This window comes from Flavobacterium sp. GP15, assembly GCF_014281985.1.
GTDB classification, from domain to species: domain Bacteria; phylum Bacteroidota; class Bacteroidia; order Flavobacteriales; family Flavobacteriaceae; genus Flavobacterium; species Flavobacterium pygoscelis.
The window spans coordinates 206,050-225,339 of the sequence record NZ_JACFTC010000003.1 but is presented as its reverse complement, the minus strand read 5'-3'; the positions used below and the strand labels follow the sequence as shown (position 1 = coordinate 225,339).

General features: G+C 31.3%; 18 protein-coding genes. 9 read left to right on the top strand and 9 right to left on the bottom strand.

Annotated features, from left to right (window positions below):
* Positions 1-3 precede the first annotated feature (3 nt).
* Positions 4-1,053, top strand: coding sequence for a Fic family protein (locus H2650_RS08965; RefSeq protein WP_188050465.1), 1,050 nt, complete (start codon positions 4-6; stop codon positions 1,051-1,053).
* 42 nt (positions 1,054-1,095) lie between these two features.
* Here the strand turns inward: H2650_RS08965 and H2650_RS08960 are convergent, their stop codons facing one another.
* Positions 1,096-1,737 (bottom strand): protein-L-isoaspartate(D-aspartate) O-methyltransferase, encoded by a 642-nt coding sequence (locus tag H2650_RS08960; RefSeq protein ID WP_188050464.1) that lies wholly within the window; start codon positions 1,735-1,737, stop codon positions 1,096-1,098.
* Positions 1,738-1,891: 154 nt separating this feature from the next.
* Between H2650_RS08960 and H2650_RS08955 the strand changes: the two genes are divergently transcribed.
* From H2650_RS08955 to H2650_RS08920, 8 genes are all read left to right on the top strand, one after another.
* Complete coding sequence (locus H2650_RS08955; RefSeq protein WP_188050463.1) at positions 1,892-2,857, top strand: Gfo/Idh/MocA family protein; 966 nt, start codon at positions 1,892-1,894, stop codon at positions 2,855-2,857.
* A gap of 44 nt (positions 2,858-2,901) precedes the next feature.
* Positions 2,902-3,789 (top strand): 3-hydroxyacyl-CoA dehydrogenase family protein, encoded by an 888-nt coding sequence (locus tag H2650_RS08950; protein ID WP_188050462.1) that lies wholly within the window; start codon positions 2,902-2,904, stop codon positions 3,787-3,789.
* A gap of 79 nt (positions 3,790-3,868) precedes the next feature.
* On the top strand, positions 3,869-5,089 hold the full coding sequence (locus H2650_RS08945; RefSeq protein WP_188050461.1) for a DUF1015 domain-containing protein: 1,221 nt from the start codon (positions 3,869-3,871) through the stop codon (positions 5,087-5,089).
* 34 nt (positions 5,090-5,123) lie between these two features.
* Positions 5,124-5,786: a YggS family pyridoxal phosphate-dependent enzyme gene (locus H2650_RS08940; protein WP_188050460.1), complete on the top strand. Its 663-nt coding sequence runs from the start codon at positions 5,124-5,126 to the stop codon at positions 5,784-5,786.
* Between the two features lie 107 nt (positions 5,787-5,893).
* Positions 5,894-7,255 carry an exonuclease domain-containing protein gene (locus tag H2650_RS08935; RefSeq protein ID WP_188050459.1) on the top strand — a complete coding sequence of 454 codons (1,362 nt, stop codon included), beginning with the start codon at positions 5,894-5,896 and terminating at the stop codon, positions 7,253-7,255.
* Between the two features lie 25 nt (positions 7,256-7,280).
* Positions 7,281-8,111 (top strand): ion transporter, encoded by an 831-nt coding sequence (locus H2650_RS08930; RefSeq protein WP_188050458.1) that lies wholly within the window; start codon positions 7,281-7,283, stop codon positions 8,109-8,111.
* A gap of 158 nt (positions 8,112-8,269) precedes the next feature.
* A complete protein-coding gene (miaA, locus tag H2650_RS08925) occupies positions 8,270-9,190 on the top strand; it encodes a tRNA (adenosine(37)-N6)-dimethylallyltransferase MiaA (protein WP_188050457.1) in 921 nt (306 codons plus the stop codon).
* Positions 9,191-9,219: 29 nt separating this feature from the next.
* The gene (locus H2650_RS08920; RefSeq protein WP_188050456.1) at positions 9,220-9,960 is read left to right on the top strand and encodes an acyl-[acyl-carrier-protein] thioesterase; all 741 of its coding nucleotides are present in this window, start codon (positions 9,220-9,222) and stop codon (positions 9,958-9,960) included.
* 57 nt (positions 9,961-10,017) lie between these two features.
* Here the strand turns inward: H2650_RS08920 and H2650_RS08915 are convergent, their stop codons facing one another.
* From H2650_RS08915 to coaBC, 8 genes are all read right to left on the bottom strand, one after another.
* Positions 10,018-10,734, bottom strand: a complete 717-nt coding sequence (locus H2650_RS08915) for a response regulator transcription factor (protein WP_188050455.1) — start codon at positions 10,732-10,734, stop codon at positions 10,018-10,020.
* A gap of 3 nt (positions 10,735-10,737) precedes the next feature.
* Positions 10,738-12,321, bottom strand: a complete 1,584-nt coding sequence (locus H2650_RS08910) for a sensor histidine kinase KdpD (RefSeq protein WP_188050454.1) — start codon at positions 12,319-12,321, stop codon at positions 10,738-10,740.
* 62 nt (positions 12,322-12,383) lie between these two features.
* Positions 12,384-12,977: a dephospho-CoA kinase gene (gene coaE / locus H2650_RS08905; RefSeq protein ID WP_188050453.1), complete on the bottom strand. Its 594-nt coding sequence runs from the start codon at positions 12,975-12,977 to the stop codon at positions 12,384-12,386.
* A 2-nt stretch (positions 12,978-12,979) separates the two neighbouring features.
* Positions 12,980-13,981 (bottom strand): glycosyltransferase family 2 protein, encoded by a 1,002-nt coding sequence (locus tag H2650_RS08900; RefSeq protein WP_188050452.1) that lies wholly within the window; start codon positions 13,979-13,981, stop codon positions 12,980-12,982.
* A 152-nt stretch (positions 13,982-14,133) separates the two neighbouring features.
* Positions 14,134-15,324, bottom strand: a complete 1,191-nt coding sequence (fabV, locus tag H2650_RS08895) for an enoyl-ACP reductase FabV (protein WP_188050451.1) — start codon at positions 15,322-15,324, stop codon at positions 14,134-14,136.
* An 89-nt stretch (positions 15,325-15,413) separates the two neighbouring features.
* Entirely contained in the window at positions 15,414-17,066 is a 1,653-nt protein-coding gene (recN, locus tag H2650_RS08890) for a DNA repair protein RecN (protein ID WP_188050450.1), read from the bottom strand.
* A gap of 57 nt (positions 17,067-17,123) precedes the next feature.
* Complete coding sequence (locus tag H2650_RS08885; RefSeq protein ID WP_188050449.1) at positions 17,124-18,008, bottom strand: DUF4835 family protein; 885 nt, start codon at positions 18,006-18,008, stop codon at positions 17,124-17,126.
* Between the two features lie 51 nt (positions 18,009-18,059).
* The gene (gene coaBC / locus H2650_RS08880) at positions 18,060-19,283 is read right to left on the bottom strand and encodes a bifunctional phosphopantothenoylcysteine decarboxylase/phosphopantothenate--cysteine ligase CoaBC (RefSeq protein WP_188050448.1); all 1,224 of its coding nucleotides are present in this window, start codon (positions 19,281-19,283) and stop codon (positions 18,060-18,062) included.
* Positions 19,284-19,290 lie beyond the last annotated feature (7 nt).

The following is a 19,290-nucleotide window of genomic DNA, read 5'->3' as shown; positions in this document are numbered from 1 at the left end:
ATAATGAAAACACTACTTAAAAACGCAAGAGAAATAAAAGATCTCAAAACTAGAGAAGTAGCACAAATATTAGGGATTGATCAAGCATTAATCAGCAAGTTTGAAAGCGGAACTCGTAAACCCACCAGAGATCAAGTTATTAAACTAGCTTCTTTATTAGAAATTGATTTAGAAACCATAATGATTGTATGGCTCAAAGAAAAAATTCTTCACGAAATTGGTCAAGATGAATTTGCATTAAAAGCTTTGATAGTCGCAGAGCAAGAAATTAGATCTCAAAATAAATCAACAACCATTATATTATCTGCAGCACTACAGAAAATTTTAACTGAGATAGATATATTAAAAGCAAAATTAGACACATTCCGTCAGTATGAAAGTTCTAGCATTACTACAGCGTTAGAGTTAGAATATACTTATGAGAGTAATCGCCTGGAAGGAAATACCATGACGCTTCGCGAAACGGATTTAGTGATTAATGAAGGCATAACAATTGCCGGAAAAAGCATGCGAGAACATCTAGAAGCAATTAATCATCAGGAAGCTATAACTTTTATAAAAGATTTGGCTCAAAAAAAAATATCGTTTAATGAAGCGGAGTTTTTATCCATTCATAATTTAATTTTGAGAGGAATTCTTCCTCAAGAGGCTGGACGGTATCGAAAAGTGCAGGTAATGATAAAAGGAAGTACCTACATTCCGCCTCAACCAAATGCTATTCCCAATGAAATGGAAGCGTTTTTTATTTGGTATGATGCCAATAAAAATAAGATTCATCCAATTGTTTTGGCTGCAGAACTACACGAGCGTTTAACAAAAACTCACCCATTTATTGATGGAAACGGAATAACCGCTCGATTAGTTATGAATTTAATCTTATTGCAAAATGGTTACGTAATTACAAATATAAAAGGAGATTACGAAAGTAGAATACAATACAATCAAACACTAGAAACCGCTCAAAATAAAAACAATAAAGAAGCTTTTATGCTATTTGTTGCTCAAACTCAAAAAGAAAACTTAGCTCGTTACATCGGAATTATTAGTCAATAAAAAAATGCCCAACTACTTAAAAAAAGGAATTGGGCATTTTTATTAATTTCTATCTTCTAATAAAGGAACAAATCGGAACTCTCCAAACTCATGTTTTTCAAATTGAGTTTCGTTTACTCGAATTAATAATGTCATAATTTGCACCTCTTCACCAAGTGGAATAACGAGCCTACCTCCTATTTTAAGTTGTGCCATCAAAGGTTGTGGTATAAAAGGAGCTCCAGCAGTTACAATAATACTATCAAAAGGAGCGTAACCCGGTAATCCTTTATAACCATCTCCAAATGAAATATGTTTGGGTCTAATATTTAGTTTTGGAAACAAAATAGATGTTTTCTTAAACAGCTCATTCTGTCTCTCAATACTATACACTTTTGCACCCATATTACATAAAACCGCTGTTTGATAACCTGAACCCGTGCCTATTTCTAGGACTTTATCTTCTTTTTGCACCTCTAACAATTGGGATTGAAAAGCTACGGTATAGGGATGAGAAATAGTTTGACCTGCGCCAATGGGAAATGCTTTATCCTGATAGGCATGATCCGAAAAACTTGAATCTAAGAATAAGTGTCTTGGTATTTTTTTTATCGCATCCAAAACACTTTTATCAGTAATACCTTTTTGCTCTAAAACGCTTACTAATTGATTCCGAAGTCCTTGATGTTTGGCTGTATCTTTCAAAATTAAATATTATTTTTTTGGTAAAAATAGAAGTAATAAAACCAATAAGCAAGTAGCAAATTACAGATGAATTTATTATGATTTCAATACAATTTGGTATTTTAAAAAATTGAATTTTAATTTTTATTCCTATTTTTGTAGAAAGAACATCATTATGCTAAAAATTGGAGTATTAGGTGCAGGTCACCTAGGAAAAATACATTTGCGTTTATTACAACAATCTGAAAAATATGAATTAGTGGGTTTTTACGACCCTAATCAAGAAAATGCAGAAAAAATTTCTAAAGAATTTGGTTATAAAAATTTCAGTACTATTGCCACTCTAATACATGCTGTTGATGTTATTGACATTGTAACCCCTACTCTCTCTCACTATAAATGTGCTAAAGTTGCAATTAAATCGGGTAAACATGTTTTTATAGAGAAACCCATTTCTAATACTGTTGAAGAAGCCGAGGAAATAATTGCTTTGTCAAAAGAATATAATGTAAAAGGTCAAGTTGGTCATGTGGAGCGTTTTAATCCTGCATTTTCTGCAACGAAAAACATGATTGATAACCCAATGTTTATAGAATCCCATCGTTTAGCAGAATTTAATCCTCGTGGTACCGATGTTCCCGTGGTTTTAGATTTAATGATCCATGACATTGACGCCATTTTGAGTGTGGTTCAGTCTAAAGTAAAAAAAATTAGCGCCAGCGGTGTATCCGTAATTAGTGATACTCCAGATATAGCAAACGCTCGTATTGAATTTGAAAACGGATGTGTTGCCAATTTAACGGCAAGCAGAATATCGATGAAAAACATGCGAAAATCTCGTTTTTTCCAGAAAGATGCCTACATCTCTGTTGATTTTCTAGAAAAGAAATGTGAAGTCGTAAAAATGAAAGATGCACCAGAAGTTCCTGGAGATTTTGATATGATTTTGCAAAATGCCGAAGGAGTAAAAAAACAAATCTACTTCTCTAATCCTGATGTAGAGCAAAACAATGCTATCTTGGATGAATTAGAGTCTTTTGCCGATGCAATTACAAACAATACCAGTCCCATAGTAACTTTAGAACAAGCAACTGAAGCTTTAAGAGTGGCCTATCAAATTATTGACTGTTTTGATAAATAATATTCAAAAAAAAAACTAATCATATATTATAATTTAAATAAATAATGAAAACAATAGCAGTTATTGGCGCAGGAACAATGGGAAATGGTATAGCACATACCTTTGCTCAAAGTGGTTTTACAGTTAAATTAATTGATGTATCCGAAAAATCATTGGATAAAGGAATGGCTACTATAGCTGCGAATCTGGACAGAATGGTTTCTAAAGGAACAATAACTGATGAGGACAAAGCAAAAACAATCACCAATATTATCACCTATACTGATATTAAAGATGGTGTTGTTGGAGTAGATTTAGTAGTAGAAGCGGCTACAGAAAATGTAGAACTAAAACTGAATATTTTCAAACAACTCAATGAGGCTTGTGCTCACAATACGATACTAGCCACCAACACTTCTTCTATATCTATTACTCAAATTGGAAGCGTTGTAACGCATCCTGAAAGAGTAATTGGTATGCATTTTATGAATCCAGTTCCTATTATGAAATTGGTAGAAATTATTCGTGGCTACAATACCTCTGACGAAGTAACAAAAACGATTATGGAATTGTCTGTTCAATTGGGAAAAACACCAGTTGAAGTAAACGATTATCCAGGTTTTGTTGCTAACCGAATACTAATGCCAATGATCAATGAAGCAATCGAAACTTTATACAATAAGGTTGCAGGTGTTTATGAAATTGATACGGTAATGAAGCTGGGAATGGGGCATCCTATGGGACCTTTGCAGCTAGCCGATTTTATTGGACTTGATGTTTGTTTGGCTATTTTAAATGTGATGTATGATGGTTTCAAAAACCCTAAATATGCTCCTTGTCCACTATTGGTAAATATGGTTAGAGCAGGAAAAATGGGTGTTAAATCTGGTGAAGGTTTTTACGATTATTCTGTAAATAAAAAAGCAGAAAAAATTTCAAAACAATTTATATAATTTTCATTCTTAAAGGTCAAAAGTCTTTGTATTATTGTACAGAGACTTTTGACTTTTAATTTTTAATTTCTAATGATTTATGGCTAAAATTGTTCCTTTTCAAGCAGTCAGACCTACAAGAGACAAAGTCTGCTTAGTGACTTGTCGTTCCTACGAAGAATATGTAAATGCGGAATTAGCAGCGCAATTAGACTTTAATCCATTGTCCTTTTTGCACATATTAAAACCAGCCTATACCAATCAAGAAACCGTTTCTTTTGAAAAAAGATACCGACAAGTACATCAAAAGTATCAGGAATTTAAAAATGAAATTATTTTAATTAAAGATAAAAAACCTGCTATTTATATTCATAAAATTGTAACCAAAACACATTCCTTCACAGGTATTATCGTAGGAACAAGTGTAGAGGATTATTGCAATAATGTTATAAAAAAACACGAAGATATAATTGCTTTTAGAGTGCGATTATTAAAAGAGTATATGCAACATGCAGAGTTCAATACAGAACCTGTACTAATGACGTATCCTGATAATAAAACCATTGAAAATTGGATCTTTAATTGTTGCCAAAAATTGGCTGACTTTGAGTTTTCGACAACCAAAAAAGAAATTCATTATCTATGGAAAATAGAAGACACTCTAGAAATTAATTGGTTGCAAAATATTTTCGAAAAAACGGAAAGTCTTTATATTGCTGATGGTCATCATCGTACCGAAGCCTTGAAAATGCTTTCTCAAGAAAATAAAGACATACAGAACACTTCAAAAAACCATATTTTAAGTTATTTAATTTCAGAAAATAATGTAAAAATATACGAATTCAATAGATTGATAAAAGATCTTAATGGATTGTCAAAACAGGATTTCATTAAGGCTTTAGAAAATAATTTCATTATCGAAAACAAATACCAGCAGCCTTTTCAACCGCTTGAAAAACATCATTTTGGAATGTATCTTGATTCTGAATTTTATAGTTTAATATTAAGAAAAGAGAAGGATGAAATTAATAGTTCTTTAGAATCTTTGGACACTCAAATTTTATACAAAAAAGTATTATTACCACTACTAGGAATAGAGGATTTGCGCAATGATGAAAGAATTGAGTACCTTTCAGGAAAACAATCTGTTTTAGAGGTGAAAAATAAAATTGATCAAGGAGAATTTGAAGTTGGCTTCCTTTTATTCCCTTCAAATATTGAAGAAATTAAAGCTTTGGCCCATGAAAATCAAATAATGCCTCCAAAAAGCACTTTTATAGAGCCTAAATTTAGAAGCGGTTTAGTGATTTATGAATTTTAAATTATATTAAAAAACAATATTAAAAGATCAAAAAATGGCAATAGCAGAAAACCTAGTTTCTATAAAATCTACTTTACCAAAACAAGTAACGCTGGTTGCTGTGTCAAAAACTAAACCTGTATCAGATTTAATGCAAGCTTACGAGGCTGGACAACGAATTTTTGGTGAAAACAAAATTCAAGAAATGGCCGAGAAATATCAAGAAATGCCAAAAGACATACTCTGGCATATGATTGGACATGTTCAAACCAATAAAGTTAAATTTATGGCGCCATTTGTTCATTTAATTCATGGTGTGGATAGTTTAAAATTGTTACAAGAAATTGATAAACAAGCAAAAAAGAACAACAGAATTATTGATTGTTTGTTACAAATTCACATTGCAGAAGAAGAAACTAAGTTTGGACTAAACCAAGAGGAACTAATAGCTCTTGTCTCCTCCTCTTTGTTTGAGGAAATGAAAAACATTCAAATAATAGGTGTAATGGGAATGGCAACTTTTACAGATGATAAAGCCCAAGTGAAAAAAGAATTTTCGCATTTAAAAAATATTTTTGAAAATCTACAAAGAATGAATCCTAAAAATTCTCAACTTAATACTATTTCTATGGGAATGTCTGGTGATTATCAAATGGCAATTGATTGCGGAAGCACAATGGTTCGAATAGGAAGTAGTATCTTTGGCGGAAGAAACTGATTGGTGATTTCTGATTAACTATTTTTGATTTCAGATTTTGAAAAACAAATTTTTAATCCCGAAGAATAATCACCAAACACTGATTACTAAAAACTGAATACTGAAATTTGTACGCAATACTAGACATAGAAACCACAGGAGGTCAATTTAACGAAGAAGGAATTACGGAAATCGCCATTTATAAATTTGATGGTCATGAAGTAATAGATCAATTCATTAGTTTAGTAAATCCTGAAATTCCAATACAACCCTTTGTAGTTAAACTCACTGGAATTAATAACGCCATGTTGCGCTCTGCTCCTAAATTTTTTGAAGTAGCCAAACGCATCATCGAAATAACAAACGATTGCGTTATTGTAGCCCACAACGCCTCTTTTGATTACCGAATTTTAAGAACAGAATTTAGACGATTGGGGTATGATTTTCAAGCCAGAACATTATGTACCGTAGAATTATCTAAAAAATTATTACCTGAACAACCTTCACACAGTTTAGGTAAGTTAGTTCGTGCACTGGGAATACCAATGGCAGACAGACATAGAGCCAGTGGAGATGCACTTGCAACTATTAAATTATTCAAAATACTCTTAGAAAAAGACATAGAAAAAGAAATTGTAAAAGATTTCATAAAACTAGAAGTAGAGAAAGGAATAGCTCCAAAATTACTAGATATCGTTTCAAAATTGCCAACAACAACAGGCGTTTATTACATTCATGATGTAAAGAGCAATTTAATCTATATTGGTAAAAGTAGAAATATAAAAAAGCGAATCAACCAGCATTTTACTGGAACTTCTGCTAAATGCAAAAAAATTCAAACACAAGTTTTTACGGTTACTTATGAAGAAACCGGAAGCGAATTGATTGCCTTATTGAAAGAAAGTCAAGAAATAAAAATAAACAAACCTATTTTAAACAGAGCACAGCGAAAAAGTATTTTTCAATATGCTTTGTACTCTGAAAAGGATGAGAAAGGATATCTAAACTTAAAAATACAAAAAGCAGACGGTCGCAAAAAAGAAATTACCTCTTTTGCCTCTTTGCAAGAAGCCAAAAATGCCTTGTTTAGAATTACATCCCATTATAATTTGTGTCAAAAACTTACTGGTCTCTATGAGACTAAAACAAGTTGTTTTCAATACAGCATAAAAGAATGTGATGGAGCTTGTATTGATAAGGTAAGTCCCGAAGTTTACAATGCCAGAGTAACTGAATTTATGAATAAAAACAGTTTTGAAAATCAAAACATGATTATCCAAGACAAAGGGAGAACTATTAGTGAAAGATCGGCAGTTTTAATAGAAAACGGAATCTATAAAGGATATGCTTTTTACGATTTAAACTATCAAATTAATAATATCGATATACTGAGAAATATTATTATTCCGATGCAAAATAACCGAGACACCAAGAATATTATTCAGGCACATGTTCGAAAAAATAAAACAATTAAAACTCTAAAATTCTAAACATATATTAATCAACACCTAATTTATGGAAAGAATAAAGTCAAAATTCGACACCTTCAGGCAAAGAGTAAATATTATCATATACGGAACTAATACAGCTTACGGAAGATTGTTTGATCTCGTATTACTGGGAGTAATAGTCGTAAGTGTCATCATTGTAATGTTAGAAACCGTAAAAGGATTCGATCAAAAATACCATTTCGAACTTATTGCACTAGAATGGGTAATTACTGTTTTCTTTACAATAGAGTATATTCTCCGAATTATATCACTCAAAAAACCTGTAAAATACATCTTTAGTTTTTACGGAATAATCGATTTACTGGCTACTTTGCCTATGTATTTTTCCTTATTTTTCGTAGGAACCAGTGTTTTATCTGTTTTGCGTGCCGTACGTCTTTTACGATTATTTAAAATATTAAAACATCCACAATTCTCCAATCAATCTATTAATCTAAAAGAAGCTTTGGTTGCCAGCAAAGGAAAAATACTCATTTTTATGTATTTTATGCTCATAAGTAGCGTAATTATAGGTTCACTCATGTATGTTGTAGAGGGAAAAGAAGGCGGATTTAGTAGTATTCCTATTAGTATTTATTGGACAATTGTAACATTAACAACCGTAGGTTATGGCGATATATCTCCTATAACACCTTTAGGACAATCAATTGCATCAATTGTTATGATCATGGGTTACGGAATAATTGCAGTTCCCACAGGAATTGTATCGGCAGAATTTGCCAATTATAATGCAAAAAAAGGAATTCCAAAAGCAACAAATCCTTGTCCCAATTGTGGTACTGAGGGACAAGAATATAATGCAAAATTTTGTTATCATTGTGGAGTAGCACTTTAATTTATTAACCAGAAGCCAATCCAGCTATACACTACAACTCCTCACTATTACAGAAATTTTTCTAAGGCATAAAAGGAGCTCACTCCGATCGCTCTTTTATACCAAGAAAAAAAACTGTACTACTTCCGGGGTTTTCGTTTCTATCTGGGCTAAAAAGTATGAAATATCTAATCACTATAGTCGGACCAACAGCCATCGGAAAAACTTCCTGGAGTATTATTTTGGCCAATTACTTTAATTGCGAAATACTCTCTTGCGATAGCCGACAATTTTTCAAAGAAATGAGTATTGGAACAGCTGTACCAAGCATTTCAGAATTAGCAGCAGCCAAACATCACTTTATACAAAATAAATCAGTTTTCGAAAATTATACGGTAGGCGACTATGAAAAAGAAGCCCTTTCAAAATTAGACGAATTATTTTTAACAAATGATTATGCCATTTTAGTGGGTGGATCCGGACTATATGTAGATGGCATTCTCAAAGGTTTTGATGAATTTCCAGAAATTGATACATCAGTAAGAACAGCAGTAAATTCAAATTACGAAAAATTAGGAATTGGTTATTTGCAGCAAAAACTACAAGAACTTGACCCAACATATTATGCTGTTTTAAACCTTGAAAATCCACAAACGTTACAAAATCCGCAACGCATGATGCGCTTTGTCGAGGTTTGTTTGGGTTCTGGCAAACCCTATTCTTCTTTTTTAAATCAAAAAGAAAAAACTCGAAACTTCACTCCTATTTTAATAGGTCTTGAAGCAGATAGAAAAATAATATATAACCGAATCAACCAACGGGTAGATACTATGATGAGCGAAGGACTACTAGCCGAAGCTAAAAAATTATATGCTCACAGAGATTTAAATGCACTTCAAACTGTAGGTTATAGAGAATTATTTAGTTATTTTGATCATGCTATTTCATTGGAATTTGCCATCGAAGAAATAAAGAAAAACACGAGAAGGTTTTCTAAAAGGCAATTAACTTGGTTTAAAAGAAATGAAAAAACAAAATGGTTTGATTTTGAAACTCCAATTGAAAAAGTAATTTCATATATCAATTCCATTAAACAATAATTAAATAATTAATTCTTAAAAAACTATCAATGCCAATAGCTTCAAATTTCACCTCAATATTAAGCAAAGATTGGGATATCAACTTTACACAATGTGCTCCAAACGGATATTTAAAATATACAGATTTATGTAATCTTTTACAATTAACAGCGGCAGCGCATTCTGAAACTGGAGGAATTAGTTTTACAGATATGCAAGAATTTTATCAAGCATGGGTTTTAAGCAGAATGCGTGTAGAAATCAAAAAACTACCTAAATCTGGTGATAAAGTAACGGTTACCACATGGATTAACTCTCTTGAAAATTCACGCTCTGTTCGTGCCTTAGAAATGCACTTGAATGGTGAAAAAATAATTGGCTCTGAGACATTTTGGGCTGTTTTCAATACACAAAAACGTCGTCCAGAAGCGTTAGCATTGCCCTTTGAACACTTTGACCTATATCCAGAAAAAAAAGCTACTATTCACGGGTTTTCAAAAATTAATTTGAATCATGAAAAAGAAGTTCTTTTTGAAAAAAAGGTCTTCCTATCCGATTTAGATATTGTAAACCATGTAAATAATGTAAAATATTTAGAATGGTGTATGGATTTAGTAGATGAAAATTTAATTTTAAGTCAAAAAATAGAAAGTTTTGAAATGAACTTTTTAAAAGAATTATCATTAAAAGATCATGTACTTATTCATGAAAGTATATCTCAGAGCGAAACTATTTTTAGTATCACTAAAGAAGATAAGACAAGCTTTGCGCTCCAACTAAATTGGAAGTAAGATAATAGAAAATACAGTAAATAAAAAAGGCTTCAATAAATTGAAGCCTTTTTTTATTTATTCCTTTACTTTGTTTTTAACAACTAATCTAAATCCTTCTCCGTGAATGTTTAAAATCTCAACATCTTCATCAAGTTTCAAGTATTTTCTCAACTTAGCAATATAAACATCCATACTTCTTGAAGTAAAATAGTTGTCATCTCTCCATATTTTAGTCAAAGCCAACTCTCTTGGCATTAAATCATTTTCATGAAGAATTAGCATCTTTAATAATTCATTCTCTTTAGGAGATAGTTTTATTGGTTCTTCGTTGTTAAACGTCAAGAAACGCAATTTAGAATTCAAATGGAATTTACCAATATTAAATTCAAACTGTACTTGTTCTGTTTTAACATCTGATGATTTTCTCTGAATGATTGCTTTAATTTTCATCAACAATACTTCAGAATCAAATGGTTTGTTTAAATAATCATCCGCACCTGCTTTGTATCCTTTTAAAACATCCTCTTTCATAGATTTTGCAGTCAAGAAAATAATTGGCACTTCATTATTTTTTTCTCTAATTTCCTTAGCAAGTGTATATCCGTCTTTATAAGGCATCATCACATCTAGAATACACAAGTCGAAAGCATCTTTTTTGAATTTTTCAAATCCTTCCATTCCGTTCTTAGCTAAGGTAACGTCAAAATCATTTAACATTAAATAATCTTTTAAAACTGCTCCAAAGTTAAGATCGTCTTCTACAAGAAGTATTTTTTTATTTACATTTTCCATATACTAATTTATTAGTGGTAATTTTATAATGAAGGTACTTCCTTTTCCCTTTTCACTTTCTACATAAACTTGACCATTATGGTCGTCAACTATTCTTTTTACATAGGCTAAACCTAGTCCATGTCCTTTTACATTATGAATATCTCCAGTATGTTCTCTATAAAATTTTTCAAAAATTCTTTTTTGAGCTACTTTACTCATTCCTAAACCTTTGTCTTTAATTTTAACAATGATCATATCTTTGATATTTTCTGTAAAAATTTCTATCTCAGGAATATTCGGAGAATATTTTATTGCATTTTCTAATATATTTACAATTACATTAGTAAAATGCACATCATTTACTAAAATGGTATTTCTTAAGGCATTAAAGTGACAAACAATCGTTCCTTGTCGGTCTTCTAATATTAAATTCACATGCTCAATCGCATCATTTATTACATCATGCGCATTATGAGGCTCTTTAGTAATATCAAGCTCTTTCTTTTCTAATTTTGATATGCGTAACACATTTTCAACTTGTGCATGCATTCGCTTGTTCTCATCTTTTATCATTTGAAGGTATCGAAGAACCTTTTCTTTATCATCAATAATTTTTGGATTTCTAATAGCATCCAAAGCTAAGTTTATCGTGGCGATAGGAGTTTTAAACTCATGCGTCATATTATTGATAAAATCATTCTTAATTTCAGAAATCTGACGCTGACGCACTAATTGATTTAAAGCACTAGTGTAAGCAATCAAAATAATCAATGTAAAAATGATAGAAAGTATAGTAATACTAACCAACTGTGATAGCAAAAATTTCTTTTTATAAGGAAAAGTTACTAAAAGCTGGTATTTACTATTTCCTTCATTATCTGAAAAAATAGGAATAGAATAAGTTGCGTCTTTATCGTATTTAAAATCACTTGATTTTACATTTGTTGCTAAATTATTGCTATAAATACTGAACTCAAATTTGGTGTTCACACCCGATTCTTCTAATTCCTTTTTAATCAATTTACTTAAAGTTTCTTTTGAAACTCTTTCTTGAATGGGCAAAGCTGATGCATAATCTTTATAATATATCTCGAAGGAAGCATTATCTAAAGCATCCAAATTCCCCATTTTTTCAATTCTAACATCAGGAATCAAACTTTGAGAAACGCCAGATTTATCGATAGATTTATTATTATAAACTTCAGTTACACGCTTGGAACTAAAGCTTCTAAATTTTTCGCTATCAAATTTCTTATCAAAGAACGTAGGTGAAATATTAAAATCTTCTGATGTTATACTATTAGAATATACTATCGTTTTATTAGTTTTTGGATTCTTTTGAACGTAATAAAACTCTGTTATTTCATTCTTTTTTGGAATATTACCCGTACTATCTTTATAATGATTTATCTTATCATAAAAATTATAGGCTTCTTGTTTCTGAATTTTATTAGCAACATCACTAATAACTTGCTTTACATGAAACTTAAATTGTTCATCATTGTTATTAAAAGAAGTATTAAACCAATACACCTGTACAAGAATTATCCCAATTAGGGATAAGCTCATTAGCAAAACAAGTAATCTAAAAAAAAGTTTATTCATCGTGACAAAATTAGTATTTTAACAATATATTAAATAATACATTAACCAAACATTAACACCTATCAGTGTTTTTGTGTAATCGCTAAAATTTTAAGAATTTCGTCTGCTTTTTGCTTTGCAACTTCTAATGAACTATTTTCTATAACAAAATTACTTTTTGATATGCGTTGCTCATCAGTCCATTGTGCTTTAATTCTTTTTAAAATAAGTTCTCGACTGGTTTTATCCCTTTTAATAACCCGTTCAACTCTTGTTTCTAATGGTGCTGTCACAGTGATAATTATATCACATTTTTTATAACTTCCACTTTCAAATAATATAGCAGCTTCATAAATAATATAAGAAGCTTTATTATTTTCAGTAAGCCAATTCTCAAAATGTCTTTTCACCACAGGATGAACAATTGCATTTAATTGTTCCAATTTCTCTGGCTCATTAAACACAATGGCTGCCAGTTTTTCTCTATTGAGGATTCCGTTTTCAAAAATAGCTTCTCCAAAAGTATTTTCAAGAGCGACAGTAATCTCCTTAGATTGCATCAATTTTCTAGCTTCATCATCAGCAATATAAATTGGAATACCAAAAGAATGCAAATAGTTCGCAATAGTTGTTTTTCCGCTTCCTATTCCGCCTGTTAAGCCTATAATCTTTGTCATAACTATATTTTAAAAAATAACTCAGGGAAAGCTTCTTGTGGTTTTTGTTTTAGAATAATCACTTTAAAATAGGACTTTATAAAACCTAAACCATAACCATAAAATTGGTTCCAAACCGCTATTAAAGATAAAAATCCTATTTTGATACTCTTATTTTGGTAAGAAGAAACTAAAAATAAAAGTAAAAAGTAAATAAAATAAAGCTGTAATAAATAATCAAAATTAAAAATTAAGAGTAATGCAATAGATACAAAGAATCCGATGATAAAAAGCGAAGGAAAAAAAAAGGTCAATTTATTGTATCTTGGATACCAACTGTTAAGGATCGGTCTCGCTTTTCCAAATTTATTTACTTGTACAGAGAATTTATCCCAGTCAATTCTTCTTTTGTGATAGACGTATGCGTTTGTAAAAAGTTTGGTTTCAAAACCTAAGTTCCACAAACGAATGGATAAATCGGGATCTTCACCTGGATGGATATTTCCAAAACCTTTTGAAGCATCAAAAGCTTTTTTAGACAATCCCATATTAAAACTTCTAGGTTGAAATTTACCAATTTTCTCAGAACCTCCTCTTATTCCTCCCGTGGTAAGAAAAGAGGTCATGGCAAAATTAATTGCTTTTTGAATATCCGAAAAACTATCTAACGCTTTGTCTGGACCACCAAAACAATCGACATAATTTTGTTCTAAAGCTTTATCAACTTCACTTAAGTACTCTTTTGGAATGATGCAATCAGAGTCAAAAATAATAAAGTAATCACCTCTCGCCTTTCTCATTCCGTAATTTCTTGAATCACCAGGGCCTGAATTATCCTTGTAATAATAGGAAATATCAAGACGATCACCATATTTCTGAGCTATATCCTTGCACAGCAAAGAGGATCCATCTTCTACAAGCACAATTTCAAAAATATCATCATAGGTAGAATGAGTCAAACTTTCTAAGAGCTCATCAACTTCATCAGGACGATTGTAAACAGGAATAATTAAGGAAAACAACATAAATTAGATTGGGTATTATTTTAATTTTTTGGGGCTTGAAAATTTTAACAAATATAATCTTTATCCATAAAAAAACCACCAACTATAAGTTGATGGTTTTTAAATATTTTTATGCATTTCTATACGTAACCTTGTATAGAAATAAATATAAATTATCCTATACTTTCGATGTTTACCATTTCGTTTGCATCGGCTTTGTAATCTACACCTTGAACATCAAATCCAAATAAGTTATAAAAATCTTTTCTATAACCTTCTAAATCTCCTATTTCAGATAAATTTTCTGTTACTGCCTCAACCCATAATTTAGCTATTTTTTCCTGAACATCAGCACGCATTTCTAAATCATCAACGCGAATTCTACCTTTTTCATCCACAGGAACTGGTTTTCCGGTAAATAATCTTTCTTGATATAAACGCTGAATTTGCTCGATACATCCTTCATGTATTCCTTCCTCCTTCATTATTTTGTATAACAAAGAGATGTATAATGGAATGACAGGAATTGCTGAACTTGCTTGAGTAACTAATGCTTTATTTACAGATACAAATGCTTTTCCTTCAATGTCTGCTAACTTTTCAGTGATGGCAAATGCAGTAGCTTCAAGATGATCTTTTGCGCGTCCTATGGTACCTTTTCTATAAACTGCTTCTGTCAAAGAGGGCCCAATATAAGAATAAGCAACAGTTGTAGCTCCTGGCGCTAATAAATTTTCTGCTTTTAAAGCATCAATCCACATAGACCAATCCTCACCGCCCATAACAGCAACTGTATTCTCAATATCATCACCACTACTTGGCTGAATAGATATTTCAGAAACTTTACCAGAATGAAAATCTACAGTTTTATTAGTAAATACATCACCAATTGGTTTCAAAACAGAACGGTGTAATACTCCAGTTGTAGGATTCATACGAACTGGTGAAGCAAGACTGTAAATAATCAAATCGACTTGACCTAAATCTGCTTTAATTAAATCTAGTGTTTGTCTTTTTATTTCATTAGAAAAAGCATCTCCGTTGATGCTTTTTGCATAAAGACCTGCTTTATGAGCTTCTGTTTCAAAAGCAGCAGAATTATACCAACCTGGTGAAGCTGTTTTCCCTTCAGCAGGCTCTTTTTCAAAAAATACACCAATAGTTGCGGCGTCGCTACCAAAAGCACTTGTAATTCTAGAAGCCAGACCAAAACCAGTCGAGGCACCAATTACTAAAACTTTTTTCGCGCCATTAATAGCTCCTTTTGATTTTATATATTCTATCTGATTTTTAACATTTTGAGCGCATCCCTCTGGGTGAGATGTCGTACAAATAAAGCCTCTCATTCTAGGTTCTATAATCATATTGGGTAATTCTTTAAATTTAATATTTTGTATTTTTTTTATAAGCTTCCGCCAAATGTTCCAAAAGGAAACAAATATAAAGGAAAATATTAGTTAAGCAATGCTTTTGCATGATTTAAGGCTGACTCAGAAACAACAGTACCAGATAACATTTGTGCAATCTCTACTATTCGTTGATCTTGGTTTAATAACTTTAATTCTGATTGTGTATCCTCTCCAACTGTTGCTTTTGAAACTTTAAAATGCGCCTCTCCTTTAGCAGCGATTTGAGGCAAGTGAGTAATTGCAAATATTTGCATTTCACGACTCATTTCCTTCATGATTTCTCCCATTCTAATAGCAATTTCACCAGAAACACCGGTATCAATTTCATCAAATATTAATGTTGGTAGTTTTGAATATTGAGCCAATATTGCTTTTACCGCCAACATAATTCGAGACATTTCTCCTCCTGAAGCTACTTTTTTCAGCAAACCAAAATCAGTTCCTTTATTAGCAGAAAATAAGAACTCTAGTTCGTCTTTACCATTACTAAAGTAATTCTCACTTCCTGTTATATCAATTTTAAAACTTACGTTAGGCATTCCCAAAGTTTCTAAAATAGTAATTAATTTTTGAGATAAAACAGGAATAGATTTTTCTCTATTGGAATGAATTTTATCTGCCAATTCGTCGAGTTCAACTCTTTTAGAATCAATTGATTTGTTCAACATAGTAATTTCTTCTTCCATGTTTCCTAATTCAAGAACAGCGTTTTCTAAATTAAGCTGAATATCAAGCAATTCCCCAACCGTAGAGACTTGATGTTTCTTTTGAAGGTTGAAAATTACCTGCAATTTTTGACTAATTAAGTCCAATTGTTCTGGATCATTTATTAGTTTTTCTGAAAAGCGATTCATCTCTTGAGAAATATCATCAAACTCTATAGTTAAACTTGAAACTCTTTCCAGTAATGCGCTGTAATCAGTTGAAAAACTGCCTATTTTTTGTAACGAAATTTTTATTTCATTCAAATTATTTCGAACCCCAATTTGTTCTTCATTAGCAATTGCTAATGCTTTATCAAGTGATTCTTTAATAATTTCAACATTATTTAATTTTTCAAAATCTGCTTCTAATGTTTCTTGTTCACCTACTTTCAATTTTGCTGTAACCAATTCGTCTAACAAAAAAGTATTGTATTCCTGCTCTTTTTTAGATTCACTTTGTCTTTTTAAAATAGAATTTAATTTAGACTGATCGGATTTAAAAGTTTTTAAAAGCAATTGATACTCTATAATTGTCTCTTTGTTATTAGCAATAGCGTCAATTATTTTGAATTGAACATTTTCATCAGAAAGTTCTTGAGTTTGTTGCTGCGAATGAATATCTATCAAAAACATGCTTAATTCCTGAAGCTCTTGAAGATTCACAGGACTATCATTAATAAAAGCTCTAGATTTACCAGAAGGAAGAATTTCGCGTCTAATTATAGTTTCCTCTTCGTAATCTAAATCATTGGCTTCAAAAAAAGGTTTCAAATTATATTTAGCTATTTCAAAATGGGCTTCAATAATACATTTTTCTTCTTTATTTTTTAAGGAAGTAAGATCAGCTCTTTTTCCTAAAACGAGACCAATAGCACCTAAAATTATTGATTTACCAGCACCCGTTTCACCAGTAATAGTAGAGAAACCTCTAGAAAAATCAATAGTTAATTTTTCTATTAAAGCATAGTTTTTTATCGAAAGTGAACTTATCATTTATAGTTGTTTATTAGAAATGCGGAACAAGGTTTTAACTAAAATTTGAAAAACAAATTAATATTTTATCAGAGACCACTTGCTCATATTCAAAGGAGAAATTTTATTTAGGTTCTCTGTTAAGTCTGAAACCGTAATACTGGGTCCGCCAGAGAATATAGAAACGATTTCATCCGATTTTGCATCAAAAAATACTCGTGTTAAAAAAGCATTAGGTCTTGAAGCATTTAACTTAGAAAGATTATTTATCGAATTTTTAATTTTCTCTTTAGCTGTTTTTAGATCTGTACTCATCAAATCTAAACCAACGTGATAATCAAAGGTAGTTTGCCTGATTTGTTTGAATGTTGGTGATAAAAGATCATTTATCAAAAAATAACGCGTTTGATTTCCGTCTGCTTGACTCCATCCTTTTGATCCACCTTGTAAAGCAACATTTGAAATATTTTGTGCTATTTCAAAATTAGGATCACCTGATTCTAAAACAAAAGTATCCGCATCCATACCAATAATAATATAGCTATAAAAAGCTAAAACAGAAACTAAATTAGAATCAAAACTGGTTGGATTGAATATTAAATTTTCAAATTCAGTATATCTAAAATTAAAGTCTTTATCATTATAATTTAAAATCGGCGAGGAATAAGAGGAATTGTAAATAGGTCTGGAAGATTGCACCTGAATAGTTGCTGAAAATTGATCTAAGCTATTAGAGGAAATAGTAATGTACATCGAGCAATTTATTTTCTCATTTTGCTTAACCGCAACACCAGTCCAATCTGTTTTATTGACAAATTCATTTATTGAAGTCTCTAAGGTTTTAAAAACTTGCTGATTCGTAACACTCAAACGTTGTGCATCAACAGTAACAGTACAGTTCAGTTGTTGTGCTTGGGCAAAACCAAGAATAAAAAGTAGTAAAAAAGTAAATATTTTATTCATTTCTAGTTTTTTATTTTTGTCTAAATCGAAGCTGCGAAAAAGAAGTATTTGTTATTCCCTATCAAGAATATTAAAATGAGCTATTATTTTGTTCAAAATATCATCGGCAACGGCTTCTTTTGATTTCAATTCCATTGGCTCAATATTAAAATCTTTATCAATAAAAGTAACTTTATTTGTTGATTTACCAAAACCAGCACCATCATCTTGTAAAGAATTCAATACAATCAAATCTAAGTTTTTTTTCTTGATTTTTAACTTTGCATTTTCTATTTCATTTTCTGTCTCTAGTGCAAAACCAATTAAATATTGATTTTTCTTTTGATCTCCTAGCGAGGCTAAAATATCTTTTGTCTTTTCCAATTCAATAACAAAACTATCGGCAGCCTTTTTTATTTTTTGTAACGCAACGTTTTTTGGTTTGTAATCCGCCACAGCAGCTGCAGCAATAGCAACATCAACATCAGGATAAAATTTGTGACAAGCTTCATACATCTCTTCAGCGGTAACAACTTCAACCAACTGGATGGATGAATTTACAACCTTACAATGAGTAGGTCCAGATATTAATACTACTTGTGCGCCTAAATTCGCAGCACTATTTGCTATATCAAAACCCATCTTACCGGAAGAGTGATTCCCAATAAAACGAACAGGATCTATTGCTTCATAAGTTGGACCCGCAGTTACCAAAATGGTTTTCCCTTTAAGCGGCAATTTATTATTTAAGTCAAGTTCTATAAAATGAATTATAGTTTCTGGTTCTGCCATTCTTCCTTCTCCAGATAAACCACTTGCCAATTCGCCAGACTCCGCTGGAATTATAATATTTCCAAATTGGTAAAGCCTTGCAAAATTAGCAATAGTAGAAGGATGCTTGTACATATCAAGATCCATTGCTGGCGCAAAATATACGGGACATTTAGCAGATAAATAAGTAGCAAGCAAAAGGTTGTCGCAAGTCCCATTTACCATTTTAGATAACGTATTGGCTGTTGCAGGCGCAACAATCATCAAATCAGCCCAAAGTGCTAATTCAACATGATTATTCCATTTTTCGTTCTCCTCATCTTGATTGTAAAAACTAGAAAAAACAGGATTTTTAGATAACGTAGATAACGTAAGTGGAGTTATAAAATCCTTAGAAGCAGGTGTCATTATCACTTGGACATGTGCACCTGCTTTTATGAAAAGTCGTACTAATGAAGCTGTTTTATAGGCTGCAATTCCACCAGAAATACCTAGTAAAATTTTCTTACCGTTTAAAACTGACATCGTACTA

Coding starts and splice junctions, on each gene's coding strand:
- H2650_RS08900 (WP_188050452.1), bottom strand. CDS start 13,981: ATGTTGTTTTCCTTAATTATTCCTGTTTACAATCGTCCTGATGAAGTT.
- H2650_RS08950 (WP_188050462.1), top strand. CDS start 2,902: ATGAAAACAATAGCAGTTATTGGCGCAGGAACAATGGGAAATGGTATA.
- H2650_RS08930 (WP_188050458.1), top strand. CDS start 7,281: ATGGAAAGAATAAAGTCAAAATTCGACACCTTCAGGCAAAGAGTAAAT.
- coaBC (WP_188050448.1), bottom strand. CDS start 19,283: ATGTCAGTTTTAAACGGTAAGAAAATTTTACTAGGTATTTCTGGTGGA.
- H2650_RS08915 (WP_188050455.1), bottom strand. CDS start 10,734: ATGGAAAATGTAAATAAAAAAATACTTCTTGTAGAAGACGATCTTAAC.
- coaE (WP_188050453.1), bottom strand. CDS start 12,977: ATGACAAAGATTATAGGCTTAACAGGCGGAATAGGAAGCGGAAAAACA.
- recN (WP_188050450.1), bottom strand. CDS start 17,066: ATGATAAGTTCACTTTCGATAAAAAACTATGCTTTAATAGAAAAATTA.
- H2650_RS08940 (WP_188050460.1), top strand. CDS start 5,124: ATGGCAATAGCAGAAAACCTAGTTTCTATAAAATCTACTTTACCAAAA.
- miaA (WP_188050457.1), top strand. CDS start 8,270: ATGAAATATCTAATCACTATAGTCGGACCAACAGCCATCGGAAAAACT.
- H2650_RS08965 (WP_188050465.1), top strand. CDS start 4: ATGAAAACACTACTTAAAAACGCAAGAGAAATAAAAGATCTCAAAACT.
- fabV (WP_188050451.1), bottom strand. CDS start 15,324: ATGATTATAGAACCTAGAATGAGAGGCTTTATTTGTACGACATCTCAC.
- H2650_RS08920 (WP_188050456.1), top strand. CDS start 9,220: ATGCCAATAGCTTCAAATTTCACCTCAATATTAAGCAAAGATTGGGAT.
- H2650_RS08945 (WP_188050461.1), top strand. CDS start 3,869: ATGGCTAAAATTGTTCCTTTTCAAGCAGTCAGACCTACAAGAGACAAA.
- H2650_RS08955 (WP_188050463.1), top strand. CDS start 1,892: ATGCTAAAAATTGGAGTATTAGGTGCAGGTCACCTAGGAAAAATACAT.
- H2650_RS08885 (WP_188050449.1), bottom strand. CDS start 18,008: ATGAATAAAATATTTACTTTTTTACTACTTTTTATTCTTGGTTTTGCC.
- H2650_RS08910 (WP_188050454.1), bottom strand. CDS start 12,321: ATGAATAAACTTTTTTTTAGATTACTTGTTTTGCTAATGAGCTTATCC.